13 protein-coding genes are annotated in these 13,654 nt (G+C 75.5%); 7 read left to right on the forward strand and 6 right to left on the reverse strand.

From position 1 onward, the window contains the following. Positions 1-39 precede the first annotated feature (39 nt). Genes MUE36_13330 through MUE36_13350 form a run of 5 tightly spaced genes read left to right on the forward strand, consistent with a single transcriptional unit; the run spans position 40 to position 5,624 of the window. Positions 40-966 (forward strand): hypothetical protein, encoded by a 927-nt coding sequence (locus MUE36_13330; protein MCU0311913.1) that lies wholly within the window; start codon positions 40-42, stop codon positions 964-966. 2 nt (positions 967-968) lie between these two features. Then, a complete protein-coding gene (locus tag MUE36_13335; protein MCU0311914.1) occupies positions 969-2,156 on the forward strand; it encodes a hypothetical protein in 1,188 nt (395 codons plus the stop codon). Beyond that, entirely contained in the window at positions 2,153-3,787 is a 1,635-nt protein-coding gene (locus tag MUE36_13340; protein ID MCU0311915.1) for an ATP-binding cassette domain-containing protein, read from the forward strand. Before MUE36_13335 ends, MUE36_13340 begins: the two co-directional genes overlap by 4 nt. Beyond that, positions 3,784-4,647, forward strand: a complete 864-nt coding sequence (locus MUE36_13345; GenBank protein MCU0311916.1) for an ECF transporter S component — start codon at positions 3,784-3,786, stop codon at positions 4,645-4,647. The genes MUE36_13340 and MUE36_13345 overlap by 4 nt, the downstream gene beginning before the upstream one ends. Before the next feature lie 29 nt (positions 4,648-4,676). After that, entirely contained in the window at positions 4,677-5,624 is a 948-nt protein-coding gene (locus MUE36_13350) for a D-glycerate dehydrogenase (protein ID MCU0311917.1), read from the forward strand. 11 nt (positions 5,625-5,635) lie between these two features. On the opposite strand, the gene MUE36_13355 is transcribed toward MUE36_13350, so the two are convergent. Beyond that, positions 5,636-6,502 (reverse strand): B12-binding domain-containing protein, encoded by an 867-nt coding sequence (locus tag MUE36_13355; protein ID MCU0311918.1) that lies wholly within the window; start codon positions 6,500-6,502, stop codon positions 5,636-5,638. A gap of 133 nt (positions 6,503-6,635) precedes the next feature. On the opposite strand from MUE36_13355, the gene MUE36_13360 reads away from it, so the two are divergent. After that, positions 6,636-7,583, forward strand: a complete 948-nt coding sequence (locus MUE36_13360) for a Swt1 family HEPN domain-containing protein (protein ID MCU0311919.1) — start codon at positions 6,636-6,638, stop codon at positions 7,581-7,583. A 48-nt stretch (positions 7,584-7,631) separates the two neighbouring features. Here the strand turns inward: MUE36_13360 and MUE36_13365 are convergent, their stop codons facing one another. Next, positions 7,632-8,651: a hypothetical protein gene (locus MUE36_13365; protein ID MCU0311920.1), complete on the reverse strand. Its 1,020-nt coding sequence runs from the start codon at positions 8,649-8,651 to the stop codon at positions 7,632-7,634. A 67-nt stretch (positions 8,652-8,718) separates the two neighbouring features. On the opposite strand from MUE36_13365, the gene MUE36_13370 reads away from it, so the two are divergent. Then, on the forward strand, positions 8,719-8,982 hold the full coding sequence (locus tag MUE36_13370; protein MCU0311921.1) for a hypothetical protein: 264 nt from the start codon (positions 8,719-8,721) through the stop codon (positions 8,980-8,982). 9 nt (positions 8,983-8,991) lie between these two features. Here MUE36_13370 and MUE36_13375 read toward each other — a convergent pair whose 3' ends face one another. The 4 genes from MUE36_13375 to MUE36_13390 are packed head-to-tail and all read right to left on the reverse strand — an operon-like array spanning position 8,992 to position 13,581. Beyond that, positions 8,992-9,639, reverse strand: coding sequence for a dethiobiotin synthase (locus MUE36_13375; protein ID MCU0311922.1), 648 nt, complete (start codon positions 9,637-9,639; stop codon positions 8,992-8,994). After that, the gene (locus MUE36_13380) at positions 9,636-10,805 is read right to left on the reverse strand and encodes an 8-amino-7-oxononanoate synthase (protein MCU0311923.1); all 1,170 of its coding nucleotides are present in this window, start codon (positions 10,803-10,805) and stop codon (positions 9,636-9,638) included. Before MUE36_13380 ends, MUE36_13375 begins: the two co-directional genes overlap by 4 nt. Continuing rightward, positions 10,802-12,106, reverse strand: a complete 1,305-nt coding sequence (gene bioA / locus MUE36_13385) for an adenosylmethionine--8-amino-7-oxononanoate transaminase (protein MCU0311924.1) — start codon at positions 12,104-12,106, stop codon at positions 10,802-10,804. The genes MUE36_13380 and bioA overlap by 4 nt, the downstream gene beginning before the upstream one ends. Beyond that, the gene (locus MUE36_13390; GenBank protein ID MCU0311925.1) at positions 12,103-13,581 is read right to left on the reverse strand and encodes an AarF/ABC1/UbiB kinase family protein; all 1,479 of its coding nucleotides are present in this window, start codon (positions 13,579-13,581) and stop codon (positions 12,103-12,105) included. Before MUE36_13390 ends, bioA begins: the two co-directional genes overlap by 4 nt. Positions 13,582-13,654 lie beyond the last annotated feature (73 nt).

The raw sequence follows: 13,654 nt of genomic DNA on the forward strand, positions 1-13,654 counted from the left end.
ACGGGACCGGGCTCGCCCGCCCGTGTCGAGGAACCGCCCGTGACCGATCGCCCCACCGCCCAGCTCCGCCGGGGTGCCCGCGTGGTCGTGGTCGCCGCCGCCGCCCTCGTCGTCACGGCGATCGGCGCCCTGACCCCACCCGGCGGGTCGATCGCTCCTGCCCCCGCCGCGGCCGCGACGCTGTGTGGCGGGCCGGTGTCCGACGGTCAGGTGCGGGTGGTGGTCGTCGTGGACGACGGCGGCGCCCAGGGGGCCCGCGCCACCTGCCTGGTCGTCCCCCGGGGCACGACCGGCAGCCAGCTCCTCGCCGAACGGGCCGCGGCGCTCGGGGTGTCCCGGCCGCGGTACGCCGATTCCGGGCTCCTCTGCGCCATCGACGGCTTCCCGGCGTCCGGGTGCGGTGAGGCCACTGCGGGCGGCTACCGCTACTGGGCGTACTTCTCGGGGACGTCGGGCTCGTGGCTGTACGGCGGCGGGAACCCCTTCATCCGTCGGATCGCCGACGGCGACATCGAAGGGTGGCGCTTCGTCGAGGGCACCGGCACCGGCGCCGACCCACCCCCCCGCCTCGCTCCCTCGTCGGGCCTCTTCCCGGCGCTCCCTCCGCCACCGACGCCGAGCGGGCCCCCGCCTCCGCCGGCCGCCGCCCCTGCGCCCGCGCCGCCGAGCCCGTCCTCGTCAACCGGGGCCGGTCCGGGGCCGCAAGGGCCGACGGCCGCGCCGTCGGGACCCGCGACGGGCACGGACCCGACCACGACGATCGCCGCGCCCGTCGCCGATGCCACCGACCCCACCACCGTCGATGCGGCCGCCGAGACGGGTGACGGTGACGAGATGGCGGCGACGCCCGCCGCGGCCACCTCGTCGAGCGCCGACGGACCGGGCCCGTGGGGGCTGGTGGTCGCCGGGGTCCTCATCGCCGCTCTGGTCGGGGCCACCCTCGTGCGCGCCCGGGCACGGCGATGACGGTGCGTCGCACCGCGCGCCGGCCCCGCTTCCTGCACCCCGGGGCCTGGTGGGCGTGGGCCGCCGGCGCCGCCTTCGTGGCGCTCGGCACCACCAATCCGCTCCTCCTCGGGCTGTTGCTGGCCGTCGTGGCCTTCGTCGTCGTCAGCCGGCGCAGCGACGCCCCGTGGGCGCGCACCTTCGACATGGCCCTACGCCTCGGCGTGCTCGTCATCGTGATCCGCGTGCTCTTCCAGGTCCTGTTCGGCAACCGGATCCCGGGGACCACGCTCGTCACCCTCCCGTCGGCCGATCTGCCGGACTGGGCCGGCGGGGTGAGTATCGGGGGGCCGGTGACCCTGGAATCGGTGGTCGGCGCCTTCTACCAGGGGTTGCGCCTGGCCGTCGTGATCGCCTGCTTCGCCGCCGCCAGCTCGCTGGCCAGCCCCTACCGGCTGTTGCGCAGCCTCCCGTCCGTGCTCTACGAGGCGGGCGTCGCCGTCTCCGTGGCGCTCACCGCCGCCCCGCAGGCCGTCGTCACCGGTCGTCGGGTCCGCGAGGCCCGTCGGCTCCGTGGCGGCGACGGGCGGGGCCTCGGCGCGATGCGTGACGTCGCCCTCCCGGTGCTCGAGGGGTCCCTCGAGCGAGCGGTGGCGTTGGCGGCGTCGATGGACGCCAGGGGGTACGGGCGTCGGGGGGCGGGCGCCCCCGGGGTCCGGCGGGCGGCCGCCGCCCTGACCCTCGTGGGGTTCCTCGCCGCTGCCGTGGGCAGCTACGGCCTGCTCGACCCCTCCGCGCCGTTCGTGCTGGGCGCGCCCGCGCTGGCCCTCGGACTGCTCGGGCTCGCCGCGGCCCTCGTCCTCGGCGGCCGGCGGTCCTCCCGCACCCGCTACCGGCCCGATCCCTGGGTCCTCCCCGAGTGGCTGACCGTCCTCTCCGGTGCGGCGATGGTCGCGGGCGTCGTCCTCGCCGATCGCGCCGGCGCGGTGCTCGACCCCTCCGTCCAGCCCCTCGAGTGGCCGACCCTGCCGGTGCTCGCCACGGTCGGCGTCGTCGCCGGGCTGCTCCCGGCCTGGTGCACCCCGAGGCCTCCCGCGCTGGCGTCGGTCGACCTCCGCCCTGCGCCGGTGGCTGTCGACCCCTCCCCGGAGCCCGGTGTCCCGCCGCGTCACACCTCCGACCCCGAGCTCCTCGTGGAGACGGGGTCGTGATCACCTTCGACCGAGTCGGGTTCACGTACCCGGATGCGTCCGTGCCCGCCCTGCACGACGTGTCCTTCGTGGTCCCGGAGGGGGAGCTGTGCCTGGTCGTCGGTACGACCGGCTCGGGCAAGTCGACGCTGCTGCGAGCCGTCAACGGGCTGGTGCCGCGGTTCACGGGGGGCCTGCTCACCGGCACCGTCGAGGTGGGGGGACGTCGTACCGAGGACTGGCCGCCGCGCGAGCTGGCCGACGTGGTCGGCATGGTCGGCCAGGACCCCGCCGCCGGCTTCGTCACCGACATCGTCGAGGACGAGCTGGCCTATGTCATGGAGAACCTCGGCGTGGAACCGGCCGTGATGCGCCGCCGTGTGGAGGACGTGCTCGACCTGCTGGGCCTCCACGAGCTGCGCCACCGGCCCCTGGCCACGCTCTCCGGCGGTCAGCAACAGCGCGTGGCCATCGGATCGGTCCTGACCGCCGGTCCCCGGGTGCTGGTCCTCGACGAACCGACGTCCGCCCTCGACCCGGCCGCGGCCGAGGAGGTGCTGGCCGCCCTCACCCGGCTCGTGCACGACCTCGGGATCACCGTGCTCGTGGCGGAGCACCGCCTCGAACGGGTGGTGCAGTACGCCGACGGGGTGGTCGTCGTCGAGCCCTCCGCCCCGAGGTCCGACCGGTCGGCGACGGTGCGCGCGGGGGCGCCGGCGGAGCAGCTGGCGGACTCCCCGGTGGCCCCCCCGGTGGTGATGCTCGGTCGGGTGGCCGGGTGGACGCCGCTCCCACTGTCGGTGCGCGACGCCCGCCGCCGGTCCGCCGACCTGCGCAACCGCCTGGTCGGCGTCGAGCCCCTCCGCCGCCACCGTCCACTCGGACCGACCGTGGTCCGCGCCGAGGACCTCTCGGCCGGGTACGGGTCCGTCCCCGTCCTCCACGGCATCGACTTCGAGGTCCGGGGCGGCGAGGTCATCGCGCTCATGGGTCGCAACGGTGCCGGGAAGTCGACGCTGCTCGACCACCTGGCCGGCCTGCGGGCCCCGCAGCGGGGGCGCGTCGACCTCCAGGGCTCGTCGCCCCACGCGCTCGACGCCGCCCAGGTCGTGCGGCGGGTCGGCTTCGTCCCCCAGGACGGATCCGTGCTCCTCTACCACGACACGGTCGACGCGGAGTGCGCCGCCTCGGACTGCGACGCCGGCCTCGTCCCCGGGACGACCCGGGCCCTCTTCGACGGGCTCGTCCCCGGCGTGGACGCCCGCGCCCACCCGCGTGACCTGTCGGAGGGTCAGCGCCTCGGGCTCGCCCTGGCCGTCGTGCTCGCCGGCGAGCCCCCGCTGGTGCTGCTCGACGAGCCGACCCGAGGTCTCGACTACGACGCCAAGGCCCGCCTGGCGGAGGTCGTCGTGGGTCTCGCCGCCGACGGTCGGGGGGTGGTGCTGGCCACCCACGACGTCGAGGTCGTCGCGGCGGTCGCCGACCGGGCGGTGGTGCTCGCCGACGGCGAGGTGGTCGCCGACGGGCCGGCCCGCGACGTCGTCGTGCACTCGCCGGTCTTCGCACCCCAGGTGGCCAAGGTCATGGCCCCCGACGCGTGGCTGACGGTCGCCGAGATCGAGGCTGCGCTCGCCGCCGAGGTGGCGTCGTGAGCCTCGCCCGACGCGCCCCGGTCCCGGCGGTGCCGCCGCCGGCGCCGGCGGTCCGGCTCGGCTGGCGGTCGTGGGCGCTGCTGGCCGCGGCGTCCGCGCTGGGGGTGGTGGCCTTCGGGTGGCCGCTGCTGGCGTCGCCCTCGGGCTCGGTGAACACCGCCCACGCCGCCGACGCGCCGTGGCTGTTCGTCGTCCTGCTGCCGCTGTTGCTGGCCGTGGTGGTGGCCGAGCTCGCCGAGGGCTCGCTCGACGCGAAGGCGATCGCCCTGCTCGGCGTCCTCGCCGCCCTCGGGGCGGCCCTGCGGTTGCCGAGCGGAGGCGTGGCGGGCTTCGAGCCGGTCTTCTTCCTCCTGGTCCCCGCCGGTCGGGTCCTCGGCCGGGGGTTCGGGTTCGTGCTCGGAGCGCTCACGTTGTTCGTGTCGGCGCTGCTCACGGGAGGGGTGGGGCCCTGGCTGCCCTTCCAGATGTTCGGTGCCGCCTGGATCGGCTTCTTCGCCGGGTGCCTCCCGGCGTGGCGCGGCCGCGCCGAGGTCGGTCTCCTCGCCGCCTACGCGGCCGCCGCCTCCCTCGCCTACGGCCTCGTGCTGAACCTCTGGTTCTGGCCGTTCGTGACCGGGGGTTCGACGTCGCTGTCGTTCGCCCCCGGCGCCGGGCTGGGCGAGAACCTCTCCCGGTTCTGGGCGTTCCACCTGGCGACGTCGCTCGGGTTCGACCTCCCCCGGGCGGTCTTCACCGGCGGGTTCGTGCTCCTCGCGGGGCGACCGATCCTCGTCGCCCTGCGGCGGGCGTCGCGGCGGGCGGCCTTCGGCGCCCCCGTGGGCTTCGCCCCCGCTCCCGATCCCGGCGGGCCGGCTCGGTGACCGCGCCTTCGGCACCGCCGACGGTCGTCGTGACCCGGCCTCTGCCCGAACCGGGCACGGGCGGGCTCACCGCGGCCGGGGCCCGGGTCGTGGTCAACGACGCCGACGCGCCGTGGTCCAGCGCCGACCTCGCCGAGGCGCTGGCCGACGCCGACGCGGCGATCATCATGCTCAGCGACCGGATCGACGTCCCGGTCCTCGACGCCGCGCCCCGGTTGCGGGTGATCGCCAACTTCGCGGTCGGCTTCGACAACATCGACGTCGGCGCCGCCCGGGAACGGGGGGTGGAGGTGACGACCACCCCCGGGGTCCTGACCGAGGCCACCGCCGACCTGGCCTGGGCCCTCCTGCTCGCCGCGGCGCGGCGCATCGGGGAGGGCGAGCGCCTGGTCCGGTCCGGCGGGTGGACCGGCTGGGCGCCCCGCCAGCTGCTCGGTCGGCCCGTGGCGGGGCAGCGGCTCGGCATCGTCGGGATGGGGGCCATCGGCCGGGCCGTGGCCCGTCGGGCCCTCGGCTTCGATATGACGGTCACCTACCACAACCGGCGCCGGCTCCCGGCGTCCGTCGAGGCGTCGCTCGGTGCCACGTGGATGCCGGTCGAGGAGCTCTTCGCGACCGCCGACGTGATCTCGCTTCACGCGCCGCTCAACGCCGACAGCCGTCACCTCGTCGACGCCGCCGCCCTGGCGGCCATGAAGCCCACCGCCGTCCTGGTGAACACCGCCCGCGGCCCGCTGATCGACGAGGCGGCCCTCGTGGCCGCCCTCGACGCCGGCCGGATCGCCGCCGCCGGCCTCGACGTGTTCGAGGCCGAGCCGTCGATCCACCCCGGCCTGCTCGACCGGGACGACGTCGTGCTGGCCCCTCACATCGGCTCGGCCACCACCGCCGCCCGGGCCGACATGGTCGAGCTGTGCGTGGCCAACGTCCGTCGTGTGCTCGAAGGGCGACCGGCTCTCACGCCCGCGCCGGGCTGAGGGGGCTCAGGTCACCGGCGGCGCCCGGGTGCGCGCTCGTCGGCGAGCTCGGAGAACGCCGCGATCGCCTCGTCGGCGGACAGGGTGACCCGGTCGGCGCCCAGCGCGAGCCCGGCGGCCCGGTCGGGCAGTCCGTGGCCTCCGAGGACCACCGGGCACCCGAGGGCCGCCTTCACGGCCGCGACGGTCATTGCGACGGCCGCGTCGTTGTCGGGACTGGTGGCGTTGATGCCCACCGCCACCAGCCGTTCGGCCTCCTCGGCGGCGTCGATGAACGACTCGGCCGGGGCGTCGGCGCCGAGGTCGACGACGGTGAACCCCTCGTTGCGCAACAGGTCGGCGGCGAGGGCGACCGGGACGCTGTGGTGGTCGTTGGGTGGGGCCCCCACCACGATCGAACCGCGGGTGCGGCCCGGACGGACGAAGCGGGGGCCCAGCCGGCCGATGATGCGCAGCATCACCACCGAGGCCCGGTGCTCCTGGGCCACGGTCACCCGGCCGGCGGCCCACCCCTCGCCGATGGCGGCCATCGCCGGGGACATCACGTCGAGGTAGAGCGAGGTGGGCGCCACTCCGGCCGACATGGCCTCCTCGAGGATGGCCCACGACCCGGCCTCGTCGCCGGCGAGCAGGCGGGCCTCGAGACGCCGGTGGCGGTCGGTCCGGCGGCGGGCCGCCGACGTCGCGGGCGGCGCCTCGGCGTCGTTCCCGGCGCGCAGGGCCTCGACGTCGGACTCGCGGACCCGCCACGCGGCACCCGCCTTGGTGGCGGGGAGCCGGCCCGTGCGCACGTAGCGGTACGCGGTCATGTAGTGCACGCCGAGCCGCTCGGCGGCGTCGTGGAGGCTGAGGTTGGGTGGCTCCTCGTCGCCGGGCACGCGCGGGTCTCCGATCGTGGTGAGGCGGCGACGCTACCGCGACGGTCGGGCCCGTTCGCGGGTCGCGCGTCGTCGCGACCTCGTCCCTCCCCGCCCGCCCGGCGCGCCCGGCGCGCCGATACGGTGAGCGGCGATGTCCCCGGATCTGGCTGCCGTGCCTCCCACCCCTCCCGTGAGCTACCGACCCGAGGTCACGGCGGCCTTCGAGGCGCTCGCCGAGGGGCTGGCACCGGTGGTGGAGACCCACATGCACGCCGCCTTCCCCGACGACGACTGGATCGCCCTGGCGTCGGCCAAGCTCGGCAAGCGCCGCGACGTGCTCGTCTCGGTCGTCGACCCCCACTTCCAGCTCGAGGTCATCGCCCGATGGTGGGGCCCGGCCTTCTCGACGACGTTCGACGAGGACGATCGCGAGGCGGTCACCCGACTGCGCACGGCCCGCAACCACTGGGCGCACCCCGATGTCGCCCACCCCTTCGACGTCGAGTACGCGCTGGCCGTCCACCAGGACGCCGAGCAGCTCCTGCGGTCCGCCGACTCGCCGCTGGCGCCACGTGTCGACGAGCTCGCCTCCCGCCTGCGGTGGCGCTCGGTGCGCCGTGCCGCCGACGAGCGGGGCGTCGATCCCGCTCAGGAGCTCGTCGAGCAGTTCGCCGCCCTCGAGCGGGAGCAGGCCGAGCTGCGCCGTCAGCTCGCCGACGCCCGCGACGCTGCCCGGTCCTACGCCGGGCAGGGCCGCGCCGTGGCCCGCCAGCTCGCCGAGTTGCAGGCCCAGTACGCCGCGGTCGCGGGCCTCCGCGACGAGTACCTGGCGTTGCGAGGCCAGCTCGGTGCCGAACGCGACGAGCGCGAGGCCAGCTTCGGCGCGACGGCCGAGGGGCGCGCCGAGCTGGCAGCCACCGAGCGGGCCGTCCGCGACCTCGAGGCCGAGGCCGACGAGCTGCGCCGGGAGCTCGACGCCGCCCGCTCCAGGGTGGAGACGGTCGACCCGGTCGCCACCGATGCCGGCAAGCGGTGGCTGTGGCTGGTGAGCGCCCTGCTCGTGGTGATGGCCGCCGTCATCGTCCTGCTGGCCCGCTGAGGCGAACCCCGCCCGCTCACGCGACGGCGGGGGAGCGGCCTGCGACGCCTATGGGCGGCCGGCGGCCCGCTGGACCAGCTGTCCGACGATCGCCGTCTTCGCGGCCAGCTCGGCCTCGTCGAGCACGCCGGCTCGATGGAGGTCGATGAGCTTGGACAGCAGGTCGGCTTCGTCGAGGGTGGCGACGGGCGCGGTCGGGGCCGGCTCGAACGCGGAGGTCGTCGCCGGCGAGGAGGGGAGCTCGGGTGTCGACGGCTCCGGGTACCCCGGGTCGGCGGCAGCCGCGAGGTCCTTCGTGGCGAGGACGATCCGGCGGATCTCGTCGGCCTCCTCGGGTCGCAGACCCTTCATCACGAGGTCGGTGCCGGTGCGACACTCGATGGTCACGCTGGCCCCGGTGAGGCGGCGAGCGGTGGTCACCGTCGTCACGTCCCGCATGGACACGCGCTGGCGCAGCCGTCCGTGGCGGTCACGGTGCTCGAGGCGCTCGGCGAACACGAGGAGGTTCTCACCCCTCGGGTCCGGGTGCCCGCCGGCGAGGGGCCGCAGCTCGAACAACGGCCGGGGAGTGCTCTGGGCGGTGCTCCGCGATGCGGCGTACGCCGACGAGACCGCCGCCGCGGGCCCGCCGGTCGGGACGACCGGGGGGGTGCCCGTGCTCGACGGGTGGAGGTCGACGACCTCGTCGGGCGCAGGGGCCGAGGGGACGGCGACGAGCGCGGGTCGAGGGGGTGCCGGCGCGGGCGGGGTGGGCGGGACGGGCACGGGGGGTGGGGCCGTCACGGTCGGTGCCGCCGCAGCCTCGGCATCGCGCTCGTCGATCAGCAGCGCCACCGCTTTGGCCGCCGCCGCCATCCGGTTCGGCGCCTGAGCTCTGGCGTCCTCCATCGACGCCCTCAGGCGGGCCTGGATCTGAGCGTCGAGCCCCACGGCGTCGTTCTCGTCGCCGTAGCCCTCCTCACCGACCGGACCGCCGTACAGCAGGTCGTCGACGTCGGCCAGTGCGTCGAACGGCGCGTCGTACGACGCGTCGGGGTGCGGCGTGCGGTCTGGCGATGGATCGGGCACGCTTGTTCATCGGCGTGCCGACGCCGACGATTGAGCCCGAAGTCCGTCCAGCCCGCCCGGAGCACCGATGCCCACCTCCCCCGATCCCGTCACCCCCGAGCGTCCCGAGGACGAGGGCCTGTCCGAGCCGGAGCTCCCGGAGGTCGACGTCGAGGGGGCTCGTCTCCTGGCCAACGAGGCCCGGGTCCGGCTCCACGCCGACGGCTTCACCGACTCCGAGATCGACGCCTGGGTGCGGGTCTACTTCGAGCAGGGCCACGACGGCGACGTCGACGGCCTGCTGGCCTTCATCGAGACCGAGCAGGCGGCCGGGCGCAGTCCTCGCGCCTGAACGCCGCGATCAGCGGGGCGTGGCGGGCCGGAAGCGGGCGACCAGCGCCGGGAGGGCGACGAGCACCTCGACGTCGAGGTGCTCGTCCAACCACGCCTGGTTGCGTCGGTGCAACTCGTCGGCGCGGTCGAACCGGTTGAGGAACACCAGCGGCGTCGCCACGTGGGCGCCCCGGTCGAGGGCCTCGAGGCTCAGGCGGACGGCGTTGATGGTGCCGAGTCCCGCATCGGACACCAGCACCACCACGTCGGGCTGGAGCTCCTCGACGAGCGTCACCGCATCGCCGTCGACGGCGTGGGGTGACCGCACCCCGCCGGCGGTCTCGACCAGGCCGAGGTCGGGTGCCGGCACCGGCCACACGGTCTCGGCGACGAGGTCGGCGATCGTGAACGACGGTCGCCCGAGAGCGTCGGCGGCCATCGGCGGGGCCATCGGCACGGGGTACCAGCGGTGTCGGGGGCACACGTCGCCCGGGTCCTCGCCCGTGGCCCGGGCCAGTTCGTGGGCGTCGGTCGTCCGGTCGTCGGGGTCGAACGACTGCGCCGGCTTGCGGGCGGCCACGTCGAGACCGTTGGCCCGCAGCTCGCGCAACAGGTGCGAACCCACCCAGGTCTTGCCCACCTCGGTGCCGGTCCCGGCCACGACGACCGTCCTCACCGGCTCGCCCCCCGTGCGCACCCGATGCGGTCGAGGCCGGCCAGCAGGCGGTCGAGCTGGGCGTCGGTGTGGGCCGCCGAGAGGGCGATCCGCAGCCGCGAGGTCCCGGGCGCGACCGTCGGCGGTCTGATGGCCGGCACCAGGAGCCCGTCGGCGAGCAGCCGGTCGGCGGCGTCGACGGCGACCCGCTCGTCGCCGAGGAGGATCGGCACGACGGGCGTGCGATGGCCGGGTGCCAGCCGCTCGACGTGGGCCCGCAGGCGCTGTCGTAGGAGGTCGCCCTCGTCGGAGGTGACGACGCCCACGGCGGCCAGCGCGGCGGCCGCGTCGGCCGGGCTGGCCGCCGTGGTGAAGATGTAGGAGCGGGCCCGGTTGACCAGCAGGTCGGTGAAACGGCGGGGTCCGGCGACGAACCCCCCGAGGGCGCCCAGGGTCTTCGAGAGGGTGCCGACGGTCAGCACCACCGGGGCGATGTCGGCCGGAGGGGGCTCCTGGAGCACGGCGTGGGCCTCGTCGAGGACCAGCAGCGCCCCGTGGTGATGGCAGCGCTCACCGAGCCCCGCGACGTCGGCCACGTCGCCGTCCATGGAGAAGGCGACGTCGCTGACGACGACCTGACGGCGGGCGCCGGGTTCGGACAGGATCGCCTCGAGGGCCTCGAGGTCGCGGTGGGGGTAGACCCGCACCTCGGCGCCGTTGGCCCGGGCCAGGCGGCAGCCGTCGATGATGGACGCGTGGTTGAGCTCGTCCGAGCAGATCCGCACCCCCGGCCCGCCGAGGCTCGACAGCACGCCCAGGTTGGCGGCGAACCCGGTGGGGAACACCACGGCCCGCTCGGTGCCCCGCCAGGTGGCCAGGGCGTCCTCGAGGTCGTGGTGCACCGGGCGGGACCCGACGATCAGCCGAGCGGCTCCCGATCCGGCTCCCCAGCGTTCGATTGCGGCGACGGCGGCGGCGGTGACGGAGGGGTGCTGGGAGAGCCCGAGGTAGTCGTTCGAGGCGAACGACACCACCTCGGCCCCGGACGCGGTGAGCACCCCGGTGGGCCCGGCGGCGTCGAAGGCCCGGGGGGCCCGCCACCGCCCGGCGGCCCGCGTGGCCTCGTTCTCGGCGTCGGCCCAGCGGGTCCAGGTGCCTCCGTCGTTCCTCTCGCCGTCGCCGCTCACGTCGCCGCCGTGACGACGACCTCGTCGAGCGCCTCGCCGAGGACGGCGACGATGCGGTCGATCTCCTCGGCGGTCGACGTGAGGATGGGCATGATCACCACCACGTCGCCGAGGGGGCGCAGCAGCACGCCTCGGCGCACCGCCGCGGCGCACACCCTCCGCCCCCACCGCAGGCCCTCGCGGGGTGGGGCGAGCTCGACGCCGACCATCAGCCCGGACCGGCGCACCGCCCGCACCTCCGGGCGTCCGGCCACCAGGACGTCGAGGGCTGCGCCGAGTTGCGCGCCCCGCTCCCGCACGTTGGCCAGCACCCTCCACTCGTCGAGCAGCGCCAGGTGGCGGAGGGCGATCGCCGCCGCCAGGGCGTTCCCCGAGAACGAGTGCCCGTGGTAGAGCGTCCGCTCGCCCAGGTCGGGGCCGAGGAAGGCGTCGTACACCCGACCGCTGGCCACGGTGGCGGCCATGGGGAGGTAGCCCCCGGTGAGGCCCTTGCCGATCGTCATGAGGTCGGGCTGGAGGCCGCACTGCTCGGAGGCGAAGAGCGTGCCGGTGCGGCCGAACCCGGTGGCCACCTCGTCGGCCAGCACGAGCACGTCGTGGTCGGCGCACGCCGCGGCGAGGCGGCGAACCGACGCCGGGTCGGTGAGCTCCATGCCCGCCGCGCCCTGCACGAGGGGTTCGACGACGACGGCGGCGAGCTCGGCGGCGTGGTGCGCGACCATCGCCACGGCGGTGTCGGCCCAGTCAGGGTCGTCGTACCCGGGCGCCCGCAGGACCCCGAAGCGCAGCGGGTCGAACACGTCGGTGCCGAAGCCGCCTGCGCCGAGGGAGATCGCCCCGATCGTGTCGCCGTGGTAGGCGCCGCCGAGGGCGAGGTATCGGGTGCGCCCGGTGATCCCCTGGTTGGTCCAGAACTGGAAGGCGATCTTGAGGGCCTGCTCGACGGCGGCGGCCCCGTCGGACGCGAACAGGAAGTGAGGGTCGCGGACCGGGACCACGGCGGCGAGCGCCTCGGCGAGCTCGACGGTCGTGCGGTTCCCGTTGCCGAGGAGGGTGGAGTGGGCGACCAGGTCGATCTGGGTGCGCAGGGCGTCGTCGAGCTCGGGGACCCGGTGGCCGAGGGTCGTCACCCACAACGAGCTGATGGCGTCGAGGTAGCGGCGGCCGTCGACGTCGATCAGCTCGCGTCCCTCGGCGGCGGCCACGACGATGGGGGCGTTGTCGGCGTAGCACGCCATCTGCGTGAAGCCGTGCCAGACGACGGCGGCGTCGCGCCGGACCCACTCGTCGCGGGTGCTCACGCGCCCACCGACTCGACCCGGGCGCGCTCGCCGCGCCAGCGCTCGATCGCCTCACCCATCGGTGTCGACGGCGGCCCGGCGACGAACGGCCAGATCTCCTCGGCCAGCCGTCGCCAGTTCCCCGTGGCCCGCAGGTCGCCGAACAGGGCGTAGAGGCCGAGGCTGATGCGCTGGATGACCACGAAGCTCGGCGGCAGGTTGGCCGCCTTCTGCATGACGGCGTAGGGCCCGCTCGTGTCGAAGAAGCGTCGCACCGTCTCCGAGGCGTACTCGGGGGTGATGGTGTAGTCGCCGTCCTCGGCGACGAACTCGTAGAAGTGCCCGAGGTAGTCGACCACCTCGTCGTCGGTGACCGGGAGGCCCGGAGGCAACAGCCCGAGGCGCTCGACGCTGGCCCGGAACGCCGCCGCGTCGTGGTCCACGACCATGTGCACGATGAGCTCGGCGAACTCGTCGAGCTCGGCCTGGGTGAAGTGCTTCACGAGCCCGAAGTCGAGGAACGTCACCTGCCCCCCGGGGCGGAAGAGGTAGTTGCCGGGGTGGGGGTCGCCGTTGAAGGCGGCCGAGCGGTAGAGGCTTCCGAAGGCGAACCGGTAGAGGGTCTCCGCGGCGAGGTCCTTCTCCTCCTGGGGCCAGGTGAGCAGCTCGGAGAAGCGCGCCCCCTCGGCGAGCTCGGTGACGAGGACCCCCCGGCTCGACAGCTCGTGGACGACGGCGGGCACGTGGATGGTGGGGTGACCGTCGTAGAGGTCGGCGAAGAGCTGCTGGTTGCGAGCCTCGAGCTCGTAGTCGAGCTCCTCGAGGAGGCGGTCGCGCAGCTCGGCGACCAGGGCCCGGTGGTCGAGGCCGGGGAACAGCTGGCCGAGGCCGGCGAAGATGAGCCCGGCGTTGTCGAGGTCGGCGGCGACCGCCTCGGCGACGCCGGGGTACTGCACCTTCACCGCCACGGCGTCGCCGTCGTGGGTGATGGCCCGGTGCACCTGGCCGATCGAGGCCGAGGCGATCGGCGTCGGGTCCCACTCCGCGAAGACGACGTCGGGGGGTGCGCCGAGCTCCCGTTCGATCGTGGCTGCGGCCAGCTCGGCGCTCATCGGCGGGGCGTCGTGTTGGAGCTCGGCGAGCACGGCGCGCACGTGCTCGGGCAGCCCCTGGTCGAGGTAGCTCGCCATCTGCCCGATCTTCATCATGGCGCCCTTCATCTGCCCCAGCGCCTCGACCACCTGCTCGGCGGTCCTGAGCTCGAATGCCGTGTCGAGCTCCCGGCGCCGTCCGGCGTCGACGAAGGCGCGTCGGGCCCGATGGGTGGCGTAGGAGGCACCCGTCCTGGCGCCGAGCGCGGCCAGCCGGGCCGTGCGGGCCGATTGGCCGCGGTGGGCGACGACCCGTTCGGTCCGACGGCGACGGGCCGCGAGGCCGCCGGCCAGGCCCAACGCCGCCGCGGTGAGGAGGAGGGCGACGGGGACGCGGCGGCTCACGGAGCCCGAGCCTACGGGTCGCCGCGTCACCCTCCCCACTCGGAACGGCGGGGGTTCCCCGCTCGCCGTGCAC

The sequence above is a fragment of the Acidimicrobiales bacterium genome (assembly GCA_025455885.1).
Classification (GTDB): domain Bacteria; phylum Actinomycetota; class Acidimicrobiia; order Acidimicrobiales; family Acidimicrobilacustridaceae; genus Rhabdothermincola_A.

Coding starts and splice junctions, on each gene's coding strand:
- MUE36_13360 (MCU0311919.1), top strand. CDS start 6,636: ATGTCCCCGGATCTGGCTGCCGTGCCTCCCACCCCTCCCGTGAGCTAC.
- MUE36_13370 (MCU0311921.1), top strand. CDS start 8,719: ATGCCCACCTCCCCCGATCCCGTCACCCCCGAGCGTCCCGAGGACGAG.